This window comes from Pseudarthrobacter phenanthrenivorans (genome assembly GCF_036455295.1).
Lineage (GTDB): Bacteria > Actinomycetota > Actinomycetes > Actinomycetales > Micrococcaceae > Arthrobacter > Arthrobacter phenanthrenivorans_C.
The window spans coordinates 116089-138274 of the sequence record NZ_JAYXNX010000011.1 but is presented as its reverse complement, the minus strand read 5'-3'; the positions used below and the strand labels follow the sequence as shown (position 1 = coordinate 138274).

The 22186-nt window shown below is 66.7% G+C and carries 19 protein-coding genes and 1 tRNA gene; 14 read left to right on the top strand and 6 right to left on the bottom strand.

What is annotated here, in order from left to right; translation table 11 throughout:
* Positions 1 to 335 precede the first annotated feature (335 nt).
* The 6 genes from VXJ37_RS15295 to VXJ37_RS15270 all read left to right on the top strand — a co-directional run bounded on the left by VXJ37_RS15295 (position 336) and on the right by VXJ37_RS15270 (position 7467).
* Positions 336 to 836 carry an HNH endonuclease gene (locus tag VXJ37_RS15295; protein ID WP_141943486.1) on the top strand — a complete coding sequence of 167 codons (501 nt, stop codon included), beginning with the start codon at positions 336 to 338 and terminating at the stop codon, positions 834 to 836.
* 44 nt (positions 837 to 880) lie between these two features.
* Positions 881 to 1609, top strand: coding sequence for a molybdenum cofactor guanylyltransferase (gene mobA, locus VXJ37_RS15290; protein ID WP_331323884.1), 729 nt, complete (start codon positions 881 to 883; stop codon positions 1607 to 1609).
* Positions 1606 to 1902, top strand: a complete 297-nt coding sequence (locus VXJ37_RS15285; RefSeq protein ID WP_331323883.1) for a DUF6457 domain-containing protein — start codon at positions 1606 to 1608, stop codon at positions 1900 to 1902. The genes mobA and VXJ37_RS15285 overlap by 4 nt, the downstream gene beginning before the upstream one ends.
* Positions 1899 to 3377 carry a molybdopterin molybdotransferase MoeA gene (locus VXJ37_RS15280; protein WP_331323882.1) on the top strand — a complete coding sequence of 493 codons (1479 nt, stop codon included), beginning with the start codon at positions 1899 to 1901 and terminating at the stop codon, positions 3375 to 3377. Before VXJ37_RS15285 ends, VXJ37_RS15280 begins: the two co-directional genes overlap by 4 nt.
* Before the next feature lie 71 nt (positions 3378 to 3448).
* The gene (gene fdhD / locus VXJ37_RS15275) at positions 3449 to 4327 is read left to right on the top strand and encodes a formate dehydrogenase accessory sulfurtransferase FdhD (protein WP_331323881.1); all 879 of its coding nucleotides are present in this window, start codon (positions 3449 to 3451) and stop codon (positions 4325 to 4327) included.
* Between the two features lie 110 nt (positions 4328 to 4437).
* Positions 4438 to 7467, top strand: a complete 3030-nt coding sequence (locus VXJ37_RS15270; protein WP_331323880.1) for an alpha-mannosidase — start codon at positions 4438 to 4440, stop codon at positions 7465 to 7467.
* 226 nt (positions 7468 to 7693) lie between these two features.
* Here the strand turns inward: VXJ37_RS15270 and VXJ37_RS15265 are convergent, their stop codons facing one another.
* The gene (locus VXJ37_RS15265) at positions 7694 to 8431 is read right to left on the bottom strand and encodes a hypothetical protein (RefSeq protein WP_331323879.1); all 738 of its coding nucleotides are present in this window, start codon (positions 8429 to 8431) and stop codon (positions 7694 to 7696) included.
* On the bottom strand, positions 8428 to 9159 hold the full coding sequence (locus tag VXJ37_RS15260; RefSeq protein ID WP_331323878.1) for a hypothetical protein: 732 nt from the start codon (positions 9157 to 9159) through the stop codon (positions 8428 to 8430). Before VXJ37_RS15260 ends, VXJ37_RS15265 begins: the two co-directional genes overlap by 4 nt.
* 252 nt (positions 9160 to 9411) lie before the next feature.
* Between VXJ37_RS15260 and VXJ37_RS15255 the strand changes: the two genes are divergently transcribed.
* Together VXJ37_RS15255 and VXJ37_RS15250 are read left to right on the top strand one after the other, a co-directional pair.
* Positions 9412 to 11073, top strand: a complete 1662-nt coding sequence (locus tag VXJ37_RS15255) for an ABC-F family ATP-binding cassette domain-containing protein (protein ID WP_331323877.1) — start codon at positions 9412 to 9414, stop codon at positions 11071 to 11073.
* 2 nt (positions 11074 to 11075) lie between these two features.
* Positions 11076 to 12989 carry an ABC transporter ATP-binding protein gene (locus VXJ37_RS15250; RefSeq protein ID WP_331323876.1) on the top strand — a complete coding sequence of 638 codons (1914 nt, stop codon included), beginning with the start codon at positions 11076 to 11078 and terminating at the stop codon, positions 12987 to 12989.
* Here the strand turns inward: VXJ37_RS15250 and VXJ37_RS15245 are convergent.
* The 3 genes from VXJ37_RS15245 to VXJ37_RS15235 all read right to left on the bottom strand — a co-directional run bounded on the left by VXJ37_RS15245 (position 12986) and on the right by VXJ37_RS15235 (position 13967).
* The gene (locus VXJ37_RS15245; protein ID WP_331323875.1) at positions 12986 to 13417 is read right to left on the bottom strand and encodes an NUDIX hydrolase; all 432 of its coding nucleotides are present in this window, start codon (positions 13415 to 13417) and stop codon (positions 12986 to 12988) included. The two genes, VXJ37_RS15250 and VXJ37_RS15245, sit on opposite strands and share 4 nt — an antisense overlap.
* On the bottom strand, positions 13414 to 13893 hold the full coding sequence (locus tag VXJ37_RS15240) for a DUF6314 family protein (RefSeq protein ID WP_331323874.1): 480 nt from the start codon (positions 13891 to 13893) through the stop codon (positions 13414 to 13416). The genes VXJ37_RS15245 and VXJ37_RS15240 overlap by 4 nt, the downstream gene beginning before the upstream one ends.
* Position 13894: 1 nt before the next feature.
* Positions 13895 to 13967: transfer RNA gene (locus tag VXJ37_RS15235), tRNA-Arg, on the bottom strand.
* Between the two features lie 83 nt (positions 13968 to 14050).
* On the opposite strand from VXJ37_RS15235, the gene VXJ37_RS15230 reads away from it, so the two are divergent.
* Positions 14051 to 14824, top strand: coding sequence for a DUF998 domain-containing protein (locus tag VXJ37_RS15230; protein ID WP_331323873.1), 774 nt, complete (start codon positions 14051 to 14053; stop codon positions 14822 to 14824).
* Here the strand turns inward: VXJ37_RS15230 and VXJ37_RS15225 are convergent.
* Positions 14821 to 15447, bottom strand: coding sequence for a hypothetical protein (locus tag VXJ37_RS15225; RefSeq protein ID WP_331323872.1), 627 nt, complete (start codon positions 15445 to 15447; stop codon positions 14821 to 14823). The two genes, VXJ37_RS15230 and VXJ37_RS15225, sit on opposite strands and share 4 nt — an antisense overlap.
* 32 nt (positions 15448 to 15479) lie before the next feature.
* On the opposite strand from VXJ37_RS15225, the gene VXJ37_RS15220 reads away from it, so the two are divergent.
* From VXJ37_RS15220 to sucD, 5 genes are all read left to right on the top strand, one after another.
* Entirely contained in the window at positions 15480 to 16310 is an 831-nt protein-coding gene (locus VXJ37_RS15220) for an inositol monophosphatase family protein (RefSeq protein ID WP_331323871.1), read from the top strand.
* An 83-nt stretch (positions 16311 to 16393) separates the two neighbouring features.
* On the top strand, positions 16394 to 18940 hold the full coding sequence (gene pcrA / locus VXJ37_RS15215; protein ID WP_440589821.1) for a DNA helicase PcrA: 2547 nt from the start codon (positions 16394 to 16396) through the stop codon (positions 18938 to 18940).
* A gap of 79 nt (positions 18941 to 19019) precedes the next feature.
* Positions 19020 to 19727 carry a hypothetical protein gene (locus VXJ37_RS15210; RefSeq protein WP_331323869.1) on the top strand — a complete coding sequence of 236 codons (708 nt, stop codon included), beginning with the start codon at positions 19020 to 19022 and terminating at the stop codon, positions 19725 to 19727.
* Between the two features lie 223 nt (positions 19728 to 19950).
* The gene (gene sucC, locus VXJ37_RS15205) at positions 19951 to 21120 is read left to right on the top strand and encodes an ADP-forming succinate--CoA ligase subunit beta (protein WP_331323868.1); all 1170 of its coding nucleotides are present in this window, start codon (positions 19951 to 19953) and stop codon (positions 21118 to 21120) included.
* Between the two features lie 10 nt (positions 21121 to 21130).
* Positions 21131 to 22033: a succinate--CoA ligase subunit alpha gene (sucD, locus tag VXJ37_RS15200; protein WP_331323866.1), complete on the top strand. Its 903-nt coding sequence runs from the start codon at positions 21131 to 21133 to the stop codon at positions 22031 to 22033.
* The last annotated feature ends 153 nt before the right edge of the window (positions 22034 to 22186 follow it).

Genomic DNA, 22186 nt, shown 5'->3' with positions numbered 1-22186 from the left:
AAACCAGACCGTGGTGTTCAGCGCCAACGTCGGTTCCGGCCCCGTCTTCATCCGCGTCAGCTAGGTATTCCCGGTGCCGGCCTGAACGGACGCCGGCCAAAGGATCGCCTCAGGGACCCCTGCCAACAAGGCAGGGGTCCTTTGTTGTTAAAATCTCCCAGCAGGTCGCGTTCACTCGGCTTCCCGCCCCGGCCGCCAGAGAGGGCCGCCGCGTGGGCGATTACCTGATTTTGCACTTCTTTGCTTACTCTTGTGATGTCGATCCATAGCCCGGACATGCCGAGGGCAGCCGGCCCTCGTGCCCCTGACGGGTGCGGCCGTGAAGAGGTAAGTGCATGCGCACTCTCGTTCTGAATGCTGGATATGAACCGCTGGCGGTAATCACCTTCCGCCGGGCGCTGGTGCTTGTGCTCACGGGCAAGGCCAGCGTTGTGGCCGAAGGGGACGACCCCGTTGTGGGCCCAACCGACGTCCTGGGGCGCCCGTCCGTGATCCTCCTCAACAGATACATCCGGCCCCGGTACAACCACTCCACGGCGGTCAGCCGCAGGGGTGTGCTCCGGCGCGATGGACACAAATGTGCGTATTGCGGCAAGGCGGCGCACACGATCGACCACGTGCACCCAAAGTCACGCGGCGGGGCCGATTCGTGGGAGAACCTGGTAGCCGCCTGCCTGCGCTGCAACAACGTCAAAGGTGACCACACTCCTGCTGAGATGGGTTGGACCCTGCGGTTTGTGCCCGAGCCGCCGCGGGGAACGATCTGGCAGATCAAGGAACTCGAGAAGCCAACCCCGGCATGGGATCCCTTCCTGCTTCCGGAGCGCGCTGCCTGATCCGTCCTGCGTCCGATGGAGCGTCCGGTCGCTAGGCTGGGTGGATGGAAGCGAACAGGCTGGTCTTTGATGCCCTGGTCCTGGCAGGCGGACGTTCTTCGCGGTTGGGCGGCGTCCCCAAACAGTCGCTGGTCTTCCAGGGCCAGACGCTGCTGGAGCGTGCCGTGGCTGCCTCGGCGGGCGCCCGCCGAACGGTTGTAGTGGGCGGGATTGATGTCCTGCGGGCCGGCGCCTCTACTCGGATCCCGCTGGTTCCGCCGCCCTGGGCGTCCGGCCTGCTGACCTGCCGGGAAGATCCACCTTTTGCCGGCCCCGCGGCTGCCATCGCCGCTGGCCTGGCCACCCTGGCGGACAATGCGGGACCAGCACCACACACCCTGGTGCTGGCCTGCGACATGCCGCTGGCGGCCGGGGCTGTGTCAGTGCTGCGTGACGCACTTGCCGACTGCCCTGCCCCACGATTGGCCGGGGGAGCCATCCGGGGCGTCATGGCGAAGGATGAGGGCGGCAGGGTACAGCCGCTGGCAGCTTTTTATAGCACGGCGGAGCTAAATAGGGCGTGCGGGGAATTGGCCGCACGCAACGCCCTGGTCAACGCGTCCGTCCGTGCGCTCCTTGCTAGTCTGGACATGCAGCTAGTCACAGTCCCCGCCGGGTCCACCTCCGATGTGGATACCTGGGAGGATGCTGCCGCGCTGGGGATCGCCGCCGGGAACCAGTGCGGGAGCGAGGACCGGCGTGCAGGCGGAGCTAACGTGGGAGGCAATACGTGAAAAGCCAGGACGAAACGCTGGAAGAGTGGTGCAGGGCGCTCCTCCAGGCCTACAAGCTTGAGGACGTCCAGGTGGACGTCAACGCGGTGCTGTCACTTGCAGGCGTCGCCGCCCATGCCGTCGTCCGGCCTGCCGCTCCGCTGACCACCTTCATTGCCGGCTTCGCTGCAGGCCTGGCCGCTGCACCGGGCAGGGAAATGGACTCCGCCTCCATGGATTCGGCGCTGGCCGTAGCGCGTTCCCTGGCAGTTGACTACGGCAAGGAAGCCACCGCCGGGACTCCCGGCGAATGACGGCAGGACCCCTGAGCCGTCCCCACGATCCGCCGGGGACGGAAGCACCAGCCCGGGCCGGAGAAACCGAACCTGCAGAAGCCAGCACCGATGGGGCAGGACCAGTGGATGCCGGCCACGGCGAAGCTGAACCGCATCACATTGCCCACCATCACGCTGCCCACACTTGGGAAGAGGCAAGGCAGGCGGCGTACGATGCCGCCACTCCCATTCCTCCGGGGCCCGTGGCGTTGCGGCTGGCCCTGGGCCGCAGGCTTGACCAGGACATCGTGGCACTTCAGGACATGCCGCATTACGCCTCTTCAGCGATGGACGGCTGGGTGGTCAATGGAAGCGGCCCGTGGATTCCCGTGGAGCCCGGAACCAGGTTGGCGCCGCACCAGGCGAGCCCCATAGCCACGGGAGGGCTGATCCCTTCCGGCGGCAAGGCGGTCCTCCGCACCGAGAGCGCTGTCCTTGGCCGGGACGACGACGGCCTGCCCGTCCTGATGACAGGGGGCAAGGCGCGGCCCGGAGAGCCCCGCGCCGGCGAACACATCAGGAAGGCCGGGGAGGAAGCCCTTGAAGGGGACATCCTGGTCAAGGCTGGGGTGGAACTCAACCCCGCCCATCTGGCCCTGGCAGCCCTGGCCGGCTACGACGAAGTGCAGGTCCAGGGCAAGCCCGTGGTGCGCCTGGTGCTGACCGGCGGCGAGGTGGTGGAACGCGGCACCCCCGCCCCCGGACAGGTGCGCGACACGTTCGGTCCGCAACTGCCTGACGTCGTTTCGATGCTGGGTGGCATTCCTGCGGGGCAGCAGCGGATCGGCGACTCGTACGCTGAATGGCTCGCAGCGCTCGAAGACCTGGTGCCGGCGGTGCCGGACGTGCCGGACCTTCCTGCCGACGTCGTCATCACCACCGGAGGTACTGGCCGTTCGGGAACAGACCATCTCCGGCGCGCAGTGGCCGAACTGGGCGGCCGGCTGATCATCGACGGCGTGGCCATGAGGCCGGGCCACCCTGCGGTTCTCGCCGAACTTCCGGACGGGCGCTTTGTCCTGGGATTGCCCGGCAACCCCCTGGCAGCCATGATGGCCCTCTCCACCGTCGGTGGCCCGCTGCTCGCTGCCCTGGGCCACCGTGCAATGCCCGCGGTGGAGGAGGTTCCCTGCGGGACAATGATCGAACCAGACCCCGGCCGTACGAGGCTCATGCCGTTCCGCCTGCTGTACGGCATGGCCGCCCCGGCACAGCACACAGGGCCCGGGATGATGCGCGGGCTCGCCGCTGCCGATGGTGTGCTGGTGGTGCCCCCGCACGGTGTGCAACTGGGTGAGGCAGTACCTGCCTTTGCCCTGCCCTGGGGGCCGCCGATACAGCGGACGCAGGAAACGCCGGCGAAACCTAAACCGCGAAGCAGTCCCCGGACCGGACAAACCAAAGGCAAACCGGCGAACAGCGGACCCGTGGACTGGAGCGCGCTCCTGGGCTGAAGCGCTTGGGCTCCTGCACAGGGGCCGACCGGATGGTGCCATGATGGAGTAATGATCAGGCAGGCTGGAACATGGGACGCGTAACCCAGCGCCGCAAGGTGCACAAATATCTCCTGGACGGTTCGCCGGGTGCACTTGAATACCCGGTGCGCCACCGCGAAGACGTCCTCGCTGTTGAAGAACCGCTCGAAATCCGGCTGGGCACGCTGTCCTACTCGGTAACCATGCGCACCCCCGGCGACGACTTTGACCTGGTGGCGGGGTTCCTGGTGTCCGAGGGCGTCATCTGGACACCCGGCCAGCTTGTCTCCCTGCGGTTCTGCGCCGGCGAGGACGAGGACGGCGTCCAGACCTTCAATGTGGTGGAAGCCCAGTTGCGCCCGGACGTTCCGCTTCCCGATACCGGCCGGAAGGTCTACACATCGAGCTCCTGCGGCATCTGCGGGACGGACTCCATCGAAGCCGTCCGGAAGTCTTCCCACTTCAGTCCCAAGGACGACCCGCTGGAGATTGATGCACGGGTGCTCGCTTCCCTTCCCTCGCTGCTGCGGGAATCCCAGCGCGTCTTCGATGACACCGGGGGCGTGCACGCAGCGGGCCTTTTCAGCATTGACGACGACGGCGCCCCGCGGCTTCTGTGCCTGCGGGAGGACGTTGGCCGTCACAACGCCGTGGACAAGGTGGTGGGGTGGGCGCTCCGTGAAGGCCTCCTGCCGCTGGCCGGCACGGTTCTCCAGGTGTCCGGCAGGGCGTCCTTTGAGCTGGTGCAAAAGGCGGCCCTCGCCGGCATCCCCGTCCTGTCCGCTGTCAGTGCCCCTTCCAGCCTCGCCGTCGAACTGGCCGAGGCGAATGGGTTGACTGTGGCCGGCTTCAGCCGCGGCACCAGCTTCAACGTATATGCGGGGGACTCCCGGATCCTTCGGCCCCAACCCGTGGTGCCAAGTGCCTAGGGCCAACAGCGGGCGGCATGGGCAGGGGGTTGGTTGCGGTGACTCCAGCAGGTAGATTTGTCCATCGAATGGACGCGATGATCCAGTCTCAAGGTTAAAGAGGACACATATTGCATGACGACCGCAGGATCACGGAAGTCCGGCTGGCAAGGTTTGTGCGCGAGCGCATCGACCCTGCCGTGTACAGCAGGTCGGTCCCGCTTGCCTTAAGCAGCTGGGAAGTCCCTGACGAACCGGTTCCTGCGCTGGAAGCGATGCGGCAGGAGTTCCAGCCGCAGGAGCACGGCGCCGCGTGGGGGCGGCCATGGGGCACCACCTGGCTGCGGCTGCAGGGGGAGGTACCTGAGTCCTGGGGCGGCCCGGACACCACGGTGGAAGTGGTGGTGGACCTCGGGTTCACTACCGAAGCGCCTGGATTCCAGTGCGAAGGCATAGCGTGGCGGGCTGACGGCAGCATCATCAAGGCAATCTCGCCCCGGAACCAGTACATCCCGCTCAAACTCCTGGGCAGCGGCATGGCAGTGGACTTTTACGTCGAGGCGGCAGCAAACCCTGATATGGCGCAGGGCTGGACTTTCGCCGCCACCCCGTTGGGCGACAAAGCGACCGCCGGGGGAGCGCCGCAGTACCGGCTGGGAAGCATTGCCATTGCCGAGCTGAACCAGTGTGTGTGGGAACTTCAACAGGACATCTGGACGCTGGCCGGGCTGATGGAACAACTCCCGCTGGAACTTCCGCGCCGCCACGAGATCCTGCGGGCCCTGGAACGCATGATGGATGTCATGGATCCCGACGACGTCGCCGGGACCGCCGCGGCCGGCCGCCGCGCGCTCGCCGAGGTCCTCGCCCGGCCCGCCTACGCCTCCGCGCACCAACTGGTTGCCACCGGACATGCGCATATCGACTCCGCCTGGCTGTGGCCCGTGCGGGAAACCATCCGCAAATGCGCCAGGACATTTTCCAACGTCGTGGCGCTCATGGACGAGGACCCGGACTTTGTCTTTTCCTGTTCATCCGCCCAGCAACTGGCCTGGATCAAGGAGTTGTACCCGGAACTCTTCAGCCGGATCCGCGACAAGGTGCGGACGGGCCAGTTCGTTCCGGTAGGCGGCATGTGGGTGGAGTCGGATACCAACATGCCCGGTGGCGAAGCCATGGCCAGGCAGTTCGTGGAAGGCAAGGGCTTCTTCCTGGCCGAGTTCGGCATCGAGTGCAGGGAAGCGTGGCTTCCGGACTCATTCGGCTACAGTGCGGCCCTGCCGCAGATCGTCAAGGCTGCGGGCAGCCGTTGGTTCCTCACGCAGAAGATCTCCTGGAACCAGACCAACAGGATGCCGCACCACACCTTCAACTGGGAGGGGATCGACGGCACCCGGCTGTTCACCCACTTCCCTCCGGTGGACACCTACAACTCCGACCTCAGCGGCAGGGACCTGGCCCATGCCGAACGAAACTACCGGGACCACGGGCGCGGCACCGTGTCACTGGTGCCGTTCGGTTATGGCGACGGCGGCGGCGGCCCCACCCGCGAAATGCTTGCGGCAGCAGCACGCACCGCGGACCTGGAAGGATCCCCCAAGGTCCGCATCGGTTCAGCGGAGAGTTTCTTCCTGCAGGCCGAGGAAGACTATCCGGCCCTTCCGGTCTGGGTGGGCGAAATGTACCTGGAGCTGCACCGCGGCACCTATACCAGCCAGGCCCGCACCAAGAAGGGCAACCGGCGCAGCGAACACCTGCTGCGCGAAGCGGAGCTGTGGTGCGCCACTGCGGCAGTCCGGTCCGGCGGCACCTTTGAGTACCCCGGGGCGGAGCTCAAGCGTCTTTGGCAACTGGTGCTGCTGCAGCAGTTCCACGACATCCTTCCGGGCAGCTCCATCGCGTGGGTCCACCAGGACGCCGAACGTAACTACCAGGCCATCGCGGCCGCGTTGGAGGCACTGATCAGCCAGGCAGTTGCCGCCATGCTGGGATCCGGTGACCGGACGTTCCTGCTTAACGCTGCCCCGCACGCCAGGGACGGTGTCCCCGCGCTGGCTGTGGGCGAACCGGAGCCTTCCCCGGAACCGGCACGGGTCCTGCCGCAGGACGGCGGCTACATCCTGGACAACGGGATCATCCGCGCCGTGGTGGACGCTGACGGACTCATCTCCTCCCTGCGCGATTACGCCAGCGGCCGCGAGGCAATCGCCCCGGGTCAGAGCGGCAACCTCCTGGAACTGCACCGGGACACCCCCAATGAATGGGACGCCTGGGACATCGACGAGTTCTACCGGCGGAACGTCACCCCACTGGTCCATGCGGAGTCTGTCCGCAGTGCCAGTGACGGCGGGAGCGCCGTGGTGGTGGTGGAGCGGCTGGCCGGCACGTCGCCGTTGACCCAGCGCATCACCCTGGCCCCGGGCAGCCCGGCCCTGGAAATCACCACGTCCGTGGACTGGCAGGAGCGCGAGAAGCTGCTGAAGCTTGGCTTCGCCCTGGACGTCCGGGCGGACCGGTCGGCTGCCGAAACGCAGTTCGGCCACGTCTTCCGGCCCACGCACACCAATACCTCCTGGGAGGCGGCGAAGTTCGAAATCTGCGCCCACCGGTGGATCCATGTGGGCGAGGCCGGCTACGGCGTGGCGGTGTCCAATTCGTCCACGTACGGCCACGACGTTGCCAGGAGCATCAGGGATTCCGACGGCGGGACCACCACCACTGTGCGCCTGTCCCTGCTGCGGGCGCCTAAGTTCCCGGACCCGGACGCCGACCGTGGCCATCACGAGCTGACGGTAACCGTTCGGCCAGGTGCCGATATTGCCGACGCCGTCCAGGAGGGGTACCGGGCCAACCTTAGGCCCCGGCACGTTCAGGGCGCCTCGGCGGTGCAACCGCTGTTCTCTGTCGATAACCCCGCCGTGGTTGTTGAGGCGGTGAAACTGGCCCAGGACGGTTCAGGTGACGTGGTGGTCCGCCTCTACGAGTCCCTGGGGCAGCGCTCCGCCGGAACCCTCACCGCCAATTTCCCGGTTCAGGATGTTGCGGCTACGGATCTTTTGGAGCGCCGTGCCGAAACCCCCGGAGTTGTGACCGGTGCGGGCAGCGCCGAGCTGACGCTCCGCCCGTTCCAGCTGGTCACCCTGCGCTTCGCCAGGAAGTAACCGGGGCGGCGGGTCGGCGGGCTGTTTGAGCCTGAAGGGGGCTTAAACAGGCTGAGTGGGGGCGGTTCCCCAACGATCCGCCACCACTCATCCCCCCAATGTGTGCAAAGGCCCCCGGGGCTCCGGCATTCCAGAATTTATCCCCGTTCGAAAACGCCGGGCAGCCCCGCCTTCACACATTCATAATTGTTTCACATTCTAATGATTTTGTGAAAGCCGGAGAAGGTTACGTTTCGGTAGATGTCCTGCGCCGGGCCGCACTGCGTCCGTTGACCACCCTTGCGGCCCAGATCAGGGCCAGTCCAATGACAAAGCACAGGATGGCCGTGTAGTTGATGATGAACTCAATCGAGCCAAGCGAGGGCGGGATAACCGGAAACAACAGCGTAAGGGCCACGGCGATTCCGCCCAGGGCCAGCAGCGCAGCGGCGATGCGGACCAGCACGGGGAGCCTGTCGCGGACGGCCCGCACCATGGACGGCAGCAGGGCCAGGGCAACGTAGGCGGGATAGGCGCGGCCTGCCGCGCCATAGTACTCAACGAGTGCGAAATGGCGGGCATCCTTCCCGGAAATGGCTACCAGTCCGGCGGAGGACCCGGAAGTGTCCATCATGAAGAACAGCGCAACCATGACAACTGAGACGGCGATCAGGACCACCATCCCGGCCTTCCCGGTGATGAGCCGGTGGGCGCTGTCAGCCCCGAAGCCCCTTGAGATGCGGATGCCCAAAAAGAAGATGGCCCCGAAGATCACAAAACGCAGCAGCAGGTTGGCCAGGTTCATCCCGCCCATCGCCTGGTCAATCACCACGTACGGCCCCTGGATGCTCAGCAGGATCGCGAGGGTCATCAAGGAAAAAATGCCGAACAGGGAGCGGTTCTCCCCGCGGAGGGTGCTGGGGATGCGGGCCGCTGCGACAAGGGCGCAAATCGCCAGCGTGCTCCACTGAAGTATCTCGATCATCCCAGGTTCTCCCAAATCTTCTCTGTCTGCGCTTGGTCCTGCTCCTGCCGGCGCAGCACTTTCCCCAATGATTGAAGCCTCTCCCCGGCAAGTGCCGTGAGCTCCCCGTCGGAGAGGCTGTCGAGGGCTGCCTGCCTTGCCTCCGGAGGCCAGCCCGCCTCCTCCTCAGTGATGACCCCGGTTGCCACCAGGCCGCCGGCCGGGCCCACCCCGGCCGCCAGGGCCGTAGCCACCGCAAGCTCGGGGGAGAGCCGATTGGCCGTTAACTGGGCGGAATAGTTTTGCGGGGCCACCCCCGTGGCGGCAGACACGCGGTGCCGCACCTCGCCGTCGTCAATGGCGTCCACCCAGTTCTTGACCGAGGTAGCGTGCGGGGCAGGGGTGAGCGCGGGTGCGGCCGGTCCGCGGACCGGGTCCATGGCTGGCCGGGCAAGCAGCGCGCGCAGGAGGTCCGCCGTGGAGATCTGGCTTACCAGTTCATTCCTGGTGGGGGGACGCGTCGGCCCTGCAAGGACCCTGTAGGCGTCAAACCCGGCAAGCGCGGCGAAAGGATTGATGTTGTAGGCGCGGCTGACGCTGACTACCGTGCTCACGGATACCTTCCCGCGGACCAGCTGCTGCGCCAGCGTGGTCCGTTTGATCCCGGAGATCCGGCAGACATCGGCGGTGCTCGCATCCGGGGCGATGCTTTGCAGCCAGCGCTGGAACGCCTTGGCGGAAAGGGTCATGGAGGACTCTCTGCGGGATGGTAGGGGTGTGACTGATTTTACCGTGGCCGGGCCCGTGCGCGGTGCCACGGATTTTGCCGACAGTCCGCAGTCGTCTATAGTTGATGGTCGAGCCCGCTGGTCCGTACACCCCCCAAGTCCGGACCAGCGGGTTCTTCTATGTCCTGCAGCCCCAGCGGCGCCGCGGCCCGGTTTTTGCCGCCTCTGCCGGCCGTCAAAGGCTGCCCGGGCAGCGGCGAAAGGACGAATTCGATGACTGCAACCCTTGTTGCCAAGGACATCTCCGGAGGCCACGGCCACCGCACGCTTTTTTCCAGGCTCTCGCTGACGGTGGCCCCGGGCGACGTGGTGGGCGTTGTCGGCGCCAACGGTGCCGGAAAGTCCACCCTGCTGCGCCTCCTGGCCGGCGTGGACCAGCCACAGGAAGGGGCGGTCAGCCTCGCCCCCTCGGACGCCTTTGTCGGCTGGCTGCCCCAGGAGCACGAGCGCGTCCCCGGGGAGACAGTAGCCGCCTACATCTCCCGCCGGACCGGCTGCACGGAAGCAACCCGCGAGATGGAATCCACCGCCGAGGCTTTGGGGTCCGGGGCTCCGGGCGCCGACGACGCCTACGCCCGCGCCTTTGACCGCTGGATGGCCTCCGGTGCCGCCGACCTGGACGACCGCATCCCGGCAGTGCTCGCGGACCTCGGCCTGGACGCCGGCCCGGATGCGCTGATGACCGGGCTTTCCGGCGGCCAGGCGGCCCGCGTGGCCCTGGCCGCCCTCCTGCTGAGCCGCTTCGACGTCGTCCTGCTGGATGAGCCCACCAATGACCTCGACCTCGCCGGCCTCGCCACTCTCGAGAACTTCGTGACGGGGCTGCGCGGCGGAGTGGTGCTGGTGAGCCATGACCGCGAGTTCCTGGCCCGCTGCGTGACCCGGGTGGTCGAGCTGGACCTTGCGCAGAACAGCGTGGCCGTCTACGACGGCGGCTACGACGCCTTCCTGGAGGAACGCGCCGTCTCGCGCCGGCACGCCCGCGAGAAATACGAGGAGTTTGCCGCCACCAAGGCAGACCTGGTGTCGCGCGCGCGGACCCAGCGGGAATGGAGCTCGCAGGGCGTCAGGAACGCCATGAAGAAGAACCCGGACAACGACAAGATCCGGCGCGCCGCCAGCACGGAGTCCTCGGAGAAGCAGGCCCAGAAGGTCCGGCAAATGGAATCGCGCATCGCCCGGCTGGACGTGGTGGAGGAGCCCCGGAAGGAATGGCAGCTCCAATTCAGCATCGGCCAGGCACCGCGCTCGAGTGCCGTCGTCGCCACTTTGCGCAACGCGGTGGCACGCCAGGGCGGGTTCACGCTGGGACCGGTCAACCTCCAGCTCAACGGCGGCGAGCGGGTGGGCATCACCGGCCCCAACGGGGCCGGCAAGTCCACCCTCCTGCGCCTGCTGCTGGGAACCCAGGAACCGGACGACGGCGATGCCTCCATGGGCGCCTCCGTCGCCGTCGGCGAAATCGACCAGGCCCGCGGCCTGCTGGACGGGGGGCTGCCTCTGGGCGACGCCGTCGAAGCGGTGCTGCCGGACTGGAACAGTGCCGACGTGCGAACGCTCCTGGCCAAGTTCGGCCTCAAGGCGGACCACACCTCGAGGGCCGTGGACTCCCTGTCGCCGGGGGAGCGGACGCGGGCAGCCCTGGCCCTGCTCCAGGCGCGCGGCGTGAACCTGCTGGTGCTTGACGAACCAACCAACCACCTCGACCTGCCCGCCATCGAGCAGCTGGAAGAGGCCCTTGAAAGCTACGACGGAGCACTGCTGCTGGTCACCCACGACCGCCGGCTGCTGGAAAACGTCCGACTCGACTACCGGTGGCACCTGGAAGACGGCACGGTCCAGGAGCTCCACCACACCCCAAGCCAGGAGAAATAACCATGAGTATGGACCGCGTGGCCTGGAGCTCGCTCTACAACATCAGCACCGCCAAGAGCGGCTCCAAGCCGTTCTCCAAGGAAACCCTGAAGCGGGTGCTGGCATTCGCCGCTCCCCACAAGGGCAAGCTCATCGCCTTCGTGCTCTCTTCAATCGCAGCGGCCTTCCTGGCCGTCGCCACCCCGGTGCTTGCCGGCCAGGTGGTTGACGCCATCATCGCCAAGACAGATGCCGGTACCGTGATCTGGCTGGCGGTGCTGATCGCCATCGTGGCCGTGGGCGAAGCGGGGGTGGGGCTGTTGACCCGCTGGCTGTCCTCGACCATCGGCGAAGGCGTCATCGTGGACCTGCGCACCCGGGTGTTCGACCACGTGCAGCGCATGCCCATTGCCTTCTTCACCCGCACCCGGACTGGAGCCTTGGTCAGCCGCCTCAACAACGACGTCATCGGAGCGCAGTCCGCCTTTGCCGGCACGCTCTCCGGCGTGGTGAGCAACTCCGTGGCGCTGGCCCTGACCCTGGTCGTGATGCTCAATAAGTCCTGGCTGGTCACCGTGCTCGCCATGGTCCTGCTGCCGATCTTCCTGATCCCGGCCCGGCGCATGGGCTCCAAACTGGCGGACCTGCGCCGCGAAGCCGCTGCGCACAACGCCGCCATGGGCACCCAGATGACGGAGCGGTTCTCCGCACCCGGCGCCACGCTGGTGAAGCTGTTCGGCCGCCCCGATGAGGAATCCCGCGAGTTCGCTGCCCGCGCGGGCCGCGTCCGCGACATCGGCGTCCGCATGGCCATGCTGCAGTTCACGTTCGTCACGGCCCTGACCCTGGTGTCCGCGCTCGCGCTTGCGCTGGTCTACGGACTGGGCGGCTGGCTCGCCCTGGGCGGCCAGCTCGCGCCCGGGGACGTGGTGGTCCTGGCGCTGCTGCTGACACGGCTCTATGCCCCGCTCACGGCGCTGTCCAACGCCCGCGTTGAAGTCATGAGCGCACTGGTCAGTTTTGAACGGGTCTTTGAGATCCTGGACCTGAAACCGCTGATCCAGCAGAAGCCGGACGCCGTGCCCGTTCCTGCCGGGCCCGTGTCCGTGGAGTTCGACAACGTCCGGTTCGCCTACCCCTCCGCGGAAAAGGTCTCCCTGGCATCCCTGGAAGAAGTTTCGACCCTTGACACCAGGGGCGGCGAGGAAGTGCTGCACGGCGTCAGCTTCCGGGTGGAACCAGGGCAGACGGTGGCCCTGGTGGGCTCCTCCGGCGCCGGCAAGTCCACGATTGCCCAGCTGCTGTCGAGGCTTTATGACGTCGACTCGGGCGCCGTCCGGCTCGGCGGCACCGCGCCGGGGACGGGGCTGGACGTCCGGGACACTACCTTCGACTCGCTGCGGGACACCCTGGGCATGGTCACCCAGGACGGCCACCTGTTCCACGAAACCATCGCCTCGAACCTTCGGCTGGCCCGGCCCGACGCCACGGACGACGACATGTGGGACGTCCTGCGCCAGGCCCGGCTGGAGACCATGATCAGGTCCCTGCCGGACGGCCTGGAGACAGTGGTGGGGGAGCGCGGTTACCGGCTTTCCGGCGGCGAACGCCAGCGCCTGACCATCGCCCGGCTCCTCATTGCCCAGCCGCGGGTCGTCATCCTCGATGAGGCCACTGCCGCGCTCGACTCCACGAACGAAGCCGCCGTGCAGGCAGCCCTGGGCGCCGCACTCGAGGGGCGTACCGCCGTCGTGATTGCGCACCGGCTCTCCACCGTCCGCGCCGCAGACGCGATCCTGGTGGTGGAGGGCGGCCAAATCGTGGAACGCGGAACCCATACCGAGCTGCTGGCAGCCGGCGGCCGCTACGCCGAGCTGTACCGGACGCAGTTTGCCGAGGCCACGGCCGTGGCGCAGGAAGCCGTCCCCGAGTTCTAGTCCCGCAGTTCCATGGGGGCGGCCGCCAGCAGGGGCAGGATGTGGTCCGTCAGCAGCGGCGCCAGGTCCCGGGGGAGGGCCTGGCCGCCGCCAGGACCCCTGATGTCCAGCCACCGGATCTCGGCGATCTCGGCCGCCGGGCTGGCCTGCCATGTGCCCGGGGCGAGGAATACGGTAGCTTCGATGTCTGTGGCGGCCTCGTTGGCGGCGTCCGCGATCCAGACCCCCAAGAGTTCAAGATCCTCGGGTTGGACCACGATGCCCACTTCTTCGGCGAGCTCACGTGCGGCGGCCTGGACCGCGGTCTCGCCGGGTTCGGGTTTGCCGCCGGGATGCATGAACATGCCCGTACCGCGTTTCCGTACGGTCAGGAGGCGTCCGCCGTCGTCGAAGACGCAGACGGCGGACACCACGATCCGGTCCTTCATGCGCAAATCCTTTCCAAGTGCGAGACCAGCAACAGGTCCTTGCGGGGGCCGGTGACATCCCAGCTGTAGCTGAAAGCGTCCGGGCCCTGGCGGGTGTAGGAGACACGGTAGGTGTCGGGGTCGCACCAGTGGGTGTCCAGGCTGGCATCCGGGGTGAAGCTCATGCGGTGGAACGGGCGGCCGTCTGGAAAGAACACGTCCAGAGCGTCGGGGCGGGGCGCGCGCTTCAGCACATACTCACGCGTGGCGGGGCCGGTGAAGGATGGCCAGCGCATGGTGCCTTCCTCGCGAAGGAACAGGCCGGCGTCGTCCATTGGAGTGAAAAGCACGACGCCGGAAAAGGTTCCGCGGGTGCCGTCCGACCTGTCCAGCAGGTCACGCTCCACCTGCCAGCGGCCCGCTGCACCGGGCGCGATGGTCCGGTGGCTGCCCAGCAGGTAGGCGCGGAGGCCGGGCTCCGGGGAACTGGAGTTCAAGTGCCCTCGATTGGAATCGAACCAACGACACCGGCTTTAGGAGAGCCGTGCTCTATCCACTGAGCTACGAGGGCGGGCATCCGGCGGTTCGGCTGGGCCGGTCCGTCCGGACACGGTTACAAGCATACAAGGTGCCGGGCCGTACTACGCTCAAGGCATGAGTCCAGCCCCTGGTGCCGCTCCTGCCGTTGCCTTCATCCCGAACGTTGCGTCTACCCGGCATTACATCGGTGCGTGGGCAGTTTTGAGCGTCCTGCAGTATTTCCTGGCGGAAGCCGTGGTGGCTATGGCATGGGCCGGCCCCCGCCCCTACAACCTGCGCACCGGATACATCAGCGACCTGGGTGCACTCCGTTGCGGGATCTACTCGGGCCGTGATGTCTGCTCGCCGTTGAACTGGCTGATGAACGCCTCATTCGTGGTCCAGGGCCTGGGGCTGATGGTGGGCGCAGTTCTGCTGACCTCGGGGCTGCTGCGGGTGGCCGCCCGGGCCGGCACGCGGGTGGACTGGGGGAGCAGGAAGCCGTGGCTGGCGGCCACCGTGGTCCGCCTGCTCACCGGAGCCGCCGGGGTTGGAACCGTGGTGGTGGGACTGGTGCCGGAAGACGCCGGCTCCCCGTGGCACTACACCGGCGCGGTCATGTACTTTGTGGCCGGCGGGGCGGCATTGGTGGTCCTGGGCCTTCTCTGGCTGCGGAAAACCGGGATGGCGTGGTTCCTGCTGGTGTGCGGCAGCGTCTCACTGGCGGCGCTCACCACTGGCGGCCTGACCCACATGAGGGTGCCGGAACCAGGGACGCTGGAACGGCTGATGGGTTATCCGGTAACCGTGGGAATGGCCGCCGCCGGGCTGGTCATTGCCCAGCGGGTGCACCGGCACCGGAAGCAACGGCGCGAGGCAGTGGCCGCCGCCCGGGCAACCGCTGGCTAGTGCTGCTTCCGGTTCCTTCTGTTGAGGAACACTGCCACGGCGGCGGCCGCGAGGCTGAGCAGGAAGAGCACCCAGCCGGCAACGGTGAGGGAGGATGCCAAGGCCACCTGCCCGGCGTCGGGACCTGGCGTGCCCATCATGGCGTCAATGGCCACGTTGCCCCACAGCCGGACCACTACGAACAGCATGGGGACAGCCCACAAGGCCCGGCGCAGTGCCTTCCGTGCCACGTTGGTGCCGATGAGCAGCAGCCACGTAAAGCCGAAGATCAGCGGAAATAGGGTTCCGGCGGTCTTGTGGACATAGCTCAACTGGCCCAGGGCATCGGCGTTCATGACGCCCTGCAGCCGGCCGATGTAACCGGCGTCGAACCCGCCCACCAGCGAATCCGGCATGGCCATATCCTGGGAGAGCTGGGTCATCTGGTTCAGGGTCAGCAAGTGCAGGTACCAGAACAGGAACAGGCTCGCCACCACCCCGGCGATCACGATCAGGTTGCTGTTGGCCTGGGCTTTCTCGGGTGTGCGCGCCGTGGTGGGGTTGACCACCGGTGGTAGATGATGCTGCGGCACAACCGCATTGGCGCCGTGCTTCTTGATCCGCTGGGCAGGGGTTTTGGCCATGGCACCATTATCCCGCCCCATAAACTGAACCCATGACCACTGGCCGACACAGCGCAGCTGTTCTTGACCCCTCATTGGACGACTACGAACTGGCGGCGGCGCTGGTACGCGAAGCCGGACAGCTGGCGCTCCTCATGCGCATGGCCGGCCTGGAATCCGAACAAAAGACCTCCGTCTCCGATGTGGTGACCGCGGCGGACCACGCCGCCGAGGCCTACGTGCTGGAGCAGCTGCGGCGCTGCCGGCCGGAGGACGGCATCCTGGGGGAGGAAGGCGCCTCCGTCCAGGGCACCAGCGGCCGAACCTGGGTGATCGACCCCGTGGACGGCACCTACAACTTCCTGCACGGCTCCACGTACTGGTGTTCAGCCATAGCCCTCAAGGACCACAACGATGTGCTGCTGGGCGCTGTCTTCCAGCCCGAGGAAAACAAACTGTGGCTGGGCGGGAATGACCGTCCCGCCACCCTCAATGGTGATCCGATTACATCCTTTGCCGAGGACGGCGGCAGGCGCAACGCCACGAATGTCGCCGAACTTGGTGCGGCCACCTATATCCACCCCACGTGGCTGATGGACCCCATGTGCGCCATGCCCTGGCACGCGGCCGCCACCTCCGCAGCCTCCCTTCGCATGCTTGGGTCCGGTTCCTGCGACCTGGGCCGCGTGGCGGAGGGGCAGTTGGGGTGTTGGTTCCAGCACAGCTGCCCGGAATGGGACTGGCTGCCGGGCAAGGCGATCGTCCGGGCGGCCGGAGGTGCCGTGGACACCGTGCGCGTCAACGGTCTGGAGTGGTTCATAGCCGGCGGAACGACGGCGGTGCGCGAGTTGCGTGCAGCCCTTGAGTCAGCGTCGGTGGGCTGAGCCAGTTGCCCGCGCAGCGGGAGTAATCCACAGGCTGGAAGGCGTTGTCGGTCCCACCGCCTAGACTTGTAGGCACCATGGATATGTTGTTTGACCCGTACTCTGACGGACCGTTCAAGGCCGCTACGGCCGCCACCGCCCGCACCAGGACGGGGCCTGAGGGCGTCGCCACCACGGCCGGCCCGGGCGGAATGCGGGTTCCGGACGTTGACGGTCAGCACCAGCCCGGCGGCTGGCAGCAGTCCAACCGGAACGGCGGCAACCAGCACGACGCCGGCGGCCACCATGGCCACCGCCGCCCGGATGCTGCCCAGTTGCTGGAGGGATTGAACCCGCAGCAGGAGGAAGCGGTTAAACACGCCGGCGCGGCCCTGCTGATCGTTGCCGGCGCCGGTTCGGGCAAAACGCGGGTGCTCAGTAACCGGATCGCGTACCTGATTGCCACCGGCCGGGCCCACCATGGCGAGATCCTGGCCATCACCTTCACCAACAAGGCGGCTGCCGAGATGCGGGAGCGCATCGAAGCCCTGGTGGGCGGCCGGGCCAAGATCATGTGGATCTCCACCTTCCACTCTTCCTGCGTGCGGATCCTGCGCCAGGAAGCCGCGAATGTCGGGCTGAAGTCCAACTTCTCCATCTATGACTCGGCGGACTCCCTGCGCCTTGTCACCCAGGTGTCCAAGGCACTGGACCTGGACCCCAAGAAGTTCGCGCCCAAGGCCATCCAGCACAAGATTTCCGCGTTGAAGAACGAACTTATTGACGCCGACTCCTTTGCCTCTGCCGCCAACTACAACGACCCCTTCGAACACGCCGTGGCAGACGTGTACAAGGGCTACACGCAGCGCCTTCGCCAGGCCAACGCCATGGACTTCGACGACCTCATTGCCGAGACCGTCTACATGTTCCGGGCCTTCCCGGCACTGGCCGAGTCCTACCGCCGCCGCTTCCGCCACGTCCTGGTGGACGAATACCAGGACACCAACCACGCCCAGTACGCCCTGGTCCGCGAAATCGTGGGCGAAGGGCCCGGCGCCTCCGAGCTCACGGTGGTGGGTGACTCGGACCAGTCCATCTACGCCTTCCGCGGAGCAGACATCCGCAACATCGTGGAGTTCGAAAAGGACTACCCCGAAGCCCGCACCATCAAGCTGGAGCAGAACTACCGTTCCACCCAGAACATCCTGAGCGCCGCCAACTCGGTCATCTCGCGCAACCCCAACCGGCCCGAAAAACGGCTGTGGACCGCCGAAGGCGAAGGCCACAAGATCATCGGGTACGTGGGTGAGAACGAGCACGACGAAGCACAGTTCATTGCCAAGGAAATCGACAGGCTCCAGGACGAGGAGAACCTGCGTCCGGGCGACGTCGCCATCTTCTACCGGACCAACGCCCAGTCCCGCTCCATCGAGGACGTCCTGGTTCGCGTGGGCCTGCCTTACAAGGTGGTTGGCGGCACCCGCTTCTATGAGCGCAAGGAAATCAAGGATGCCCTTGCGTACCTGCGCGTGCTGGTCAATCCTGATGACGACGTCAACCTCCGCCGGGTGCTGAATGAGCCAAAGCGCGGCATCGGCGACCGCGCCGAGGGGGCCGTTGCTGCTTTGGCTGAGCGTGAGCGGACGTCCTTCATGGCCGCGGCACGCCGCGCCGACCAGGCCCCCGGAATGGCCACCCGTTCCGTCAACGCCGTGCTGGGCTTCGTGAAGATGCTGGACGACCTTGCCGAGGTAGCCGCCGGGTCGGGTGCCGCCGCGGCACTCGAGGCGGTCCTGGAGCAGACCGGCTATCTCGCCGCCCTGCGCTCCAGCACCGATCCCCAGGACGAGGCCCGCGTGGAGAACCTGGCCGAGCTCGTGGCCGTGGTGCGGGAGTACGAGCAGGAAAACCCCGAGGGGTCACTGGCCGCGTTCCTGGAACAGGTGTCCCTGGTGGCGGATGCTGACCAGATCCCCGATGCTCCCGGAGCGGACATTGATGAAGCGGTAGCCGAGGCCAAGCGCCTGGGCGTGGTGACCCTGATGACCCTGCACACGGCCAAGGGCCTGGAATTCCCCGTAGTCTTCCTCACCGGCATGGAGCACGGGCTGTTCCCGCACCAGCGCTCGGCCACCGACCCCAAGGAACTGGCCGAGGAACGCCGGCTGGCGTACGTGGGCCTCACCCGTGCCCGGAAGCGGCTCTACGTGACCCGGTCCGAGGTGCGCAGCATGTGGGGACAGAGCCAGTACAACCCCGCCAGCCAGTTCCTTGAGGAAATCCCCGCCGAACTCCTGGAATGGAAGCGCGAAGGAACCAGTCGGCAGGCGTGGGGAGGCGGCGGCTCCATTGGCTCAGGCCGCTACAGCGGATCCTTCTGGGGCGCCGGCACCTCACGGGGTGCTGCGGCGGATTCCTCCGCGGGCTTCAACGCCGACGTCCCCGCCTTCATCGCGAAAAACAGGGTGCAGCCGCAAAAGGAAATCATCGCCGTCAGCGTGGGGGACAGGGTCAACCACACGAGCTTTGGCAATGGAACCGTCCTGGCCCTCGAAGGGGCAGGGGACAAAACGGTTGCCAAGGTCAAGTTCGACGTCGGGGAAAAGCGCCTGCTGCTGCGGTACGCGCCGCTGACCAAGCTCGAGGCCTGAGCGGCGTGGTGGCCCACCCCTCGGGGGCCACCGGCACTTGTGCCGCCAATGGCCCTTTCGGTGACCGGAGCCGGGCATAATGGAGGCCATGCGACGGACTGTATGGGGGATGCTCGCCGCCCTTTTCCTTGCCTCGGCCACGGGGTGCAGCGTGACCACCAAGGACCCGTCCTACGTTCCCCCGGCTCCCCTGCCGCCCATCCAGCAGTTGGAACAAGCTCCCCTTGCCGACGCGAAGGCCTTCTCCAGCGGCACCGACGTCGTCTCCTTCATCACCTCGGACCGGACCATCGCATGCTCACTTACCTCGGCCCGGGGGGAACACCTGAACCTGCCCTATGAACAGAACCGCTACAGCGACGCCGCCAACAACAAGTTGCCCATCGTCCCGGTGGCCCACTGTGAGCTGGCCACCTACCCCGCCCCCCAGCCCGGCGACATCAAGGACGACTGCGCCGGAACCCACCTTGGCTACCTGGGCGGCGTTGCCCTGCTGACCCCGGACGCTGCACGTTACGGCGAATGCCGTTCGGGCGTCACAAGCATGGAGGCAGCCTACGGGCCCAAGGGGAGCAAGGCCGGCCCGCTGGCCCAGTTGCCCGTCCTCGAGGACGGCCAGAACCTGGAACGCAACGGCCTTCGCTGTTCTGCCTACAACGGCGGTGTGGCGTGCGGAAACGTCTCTGCCGGGGTGGGGTTCTTTGTTTCCCCCGAACGTTACGAACTGATCCAGGGCCCGGCGGGGAGCACCCGGAATACGCAGCCGGAGGCCCCAAAAACCCCGTAAATCCGCGGTTTTTCTACGATCCATAGAATAGTGTGCTTACTCACATAAGCGGTACTCTGGGACGGCCCGGTCCCTCCAAAGGACTAGAGTTCCCCATGGAGCATTACGCCGCGTGGCTCGTTTCCAACAGGCCGCCGGTGCGTGCAATCCGCAGCCCGGTCATCGTCTTCCAGATGGTGTCCGACTGTACAGAAACTACTTCGACGTAGAAGGACACTAAACCGTGGACCTGTTTGAATACCAGGCGCGCGATATGTTCGAGGCGCACGGTGTACCCGTGCTTGCCGGCATCGTGGCGTACACCCCAGAAGAAGCAAAGGCAGCTGCCGAGAAGATCGGCGGCGTTACCGTTGTCAAGGCACAGGTCAAGGTAGGCGGCCGCGGCAAGGCCGGCGGCGTCAAGGTCGCAAAGTCCGCCGATGAGGCGTTTGAGCACGCCTCCAACATCCTGGGCATGGACATCAAGGGCCACACCGTCAAAAAGGTGATGATTGCCCAGGGTGCGGACATCGCCGAGGAATACTACTTCTCCGTCCTGCTGGACCGGGCCAACCGCAACTACCTGGCCATGTGCTCGGTCGAGGGCGGCATGGAAATCGAGCAGCTCGCCGTCGAACGCCCCGAAGCGCTGGCCAAGATCGCCATCGACCCCGCCGTGGGCATCGACCAGGCCAAGGCCGACGAAATCGTCGCCGCTGCCGGCTTCGCCGAGGAACTCCGCGCCAAGGTAGCCGGCGTCATCCTCAAGCTCTGGGACGTCTTCAAGAAGGAAGACGCCACCCTGGTTGAGGTCAACCCGCTGGTCAAGACCGGCAACGGTGACATCCTCGCCCTTGACGGCAAGGTATCCCTGGACGAAAACGCCGACTTCCGCCACCCCAAGCACGCCCAGCTTGAGGACAAGGACGCAGCAGACCCGCTTGAGGCCAAGGCAAAGGCGCAGGACCTCAACTACGTCAAGCTCGACGGCGAAGTAGGCATCATCGGCAACGGCGCCGGCCTGGTCATGTCCACGCTCGACGTTGTTGCGTACGCCGGCGAGAACCACGGCAACGTCAAGCCCGCCAACTTCCTGGACATCGGCGGCGGAGCCTCGGCTGAGGTCATGGCAGCCGGCCTGGACGTCATCCTGGGTGACGAGCAGGTCAAGTCCGTATTCGTCAACGTCTTCGGCGGCATCACCGCGTGCGACGCTGTCGCCAAGGGCATCGTCGGTGCACTGGCCGAGCTCGGCCAGTCCGCCAACAAGCCGCTGGTAGTCCGCCTCGACGGCAACAACGTCGAGGAAGGCCGCCGCATCCTCACCGAGGCCAACCACCCGCTGGTTACCCTGGCCGCCACCATGGACGAGGGCGCCGACAAGGCCGCCGAGCTCGCCAACGCAGCGAAGTAAGGGACGCACCATGTCTATCTACCTCAACAAGGACTCCAAGGTCATCGTCCAGGGCATCACCGGCGGCGAAGGCACCAAGCACACCGCCCTGATGCTCAAGGCCGGCACCAACATCGTCGGCGGCGTGAACGCCCGCAAGGCCGGTACCACGGTCCTGCACGGCGACAAGGAAATCAGCGTCTACGGCACCGTCAAGGAAGCCATGGCTGAAACCGGCGCCGACGTCTCCATCGTCTTCGTCCCGCCGGCATTCACCAAGAACGCCGTTGTCGAAGCCATCGAGGCCGGCATCGGCCTGGTCGTCGTGATCACCGAGGGCGTTCCCGTCCAGGACTCCGCCGAATTCTGGGCCCTGGCCCAGTCCAAGGTGGACGCCGACGGCAACCAGGTCACCCGCATCATCGGCCCGAACTGCCCCGGCATCATCACCCCGGGCGAGGCACTGGTCGGCATCACACCGGCCAACATCACCGGCAAGGGCCCCATCGGCCTGGTTTCCAAGTCCGGCACGCTGACCTACCAGATGATGTACGAACTGCGCGACCTGGGCTTCTCCACCGCCATCGGCATCGGCGGCGACCCCGTCATCGGCACCACCCACATCGACGCCCTGGCTGCGTTCGAGGCTGACCCCGAGACCAAGGCCATCGTCATGATCGGCGAGATCGGCGGCGACGCGGAAGAGCGCGCAGCCGACTTCATCAAGGCCCACGTCACCAAGCCGGTCGTCGGCTACGTGGCCGGCTTCACCGCCCCCGAGGGCAAGACCATGGGCCACGCAGGCGCCATCGTCTCCGGCTCCGCCGGTACTGCCCAGGCCAAGAAGGAAGCCCTCGAGGCCGCCGGCGTGAAGGTTGGCAAGACGCCGTCCGAGACCGCCAAGCTGCTCCGTGAGGTCTTCTCAGCCCTCTAGCAACACCGCGCCTTTAGCAACACTGCGCAGCGCGGGGTCACCCCCTCCGGCCCACTCGACGGGACGGGCCGGGGTGGCCCCGCGTTCCTTGTTTAAGCCACCGTTCAAAGCGCGACGGCGGCCCGGCGGCGTGGGCCCAACCACGTCGAGTAA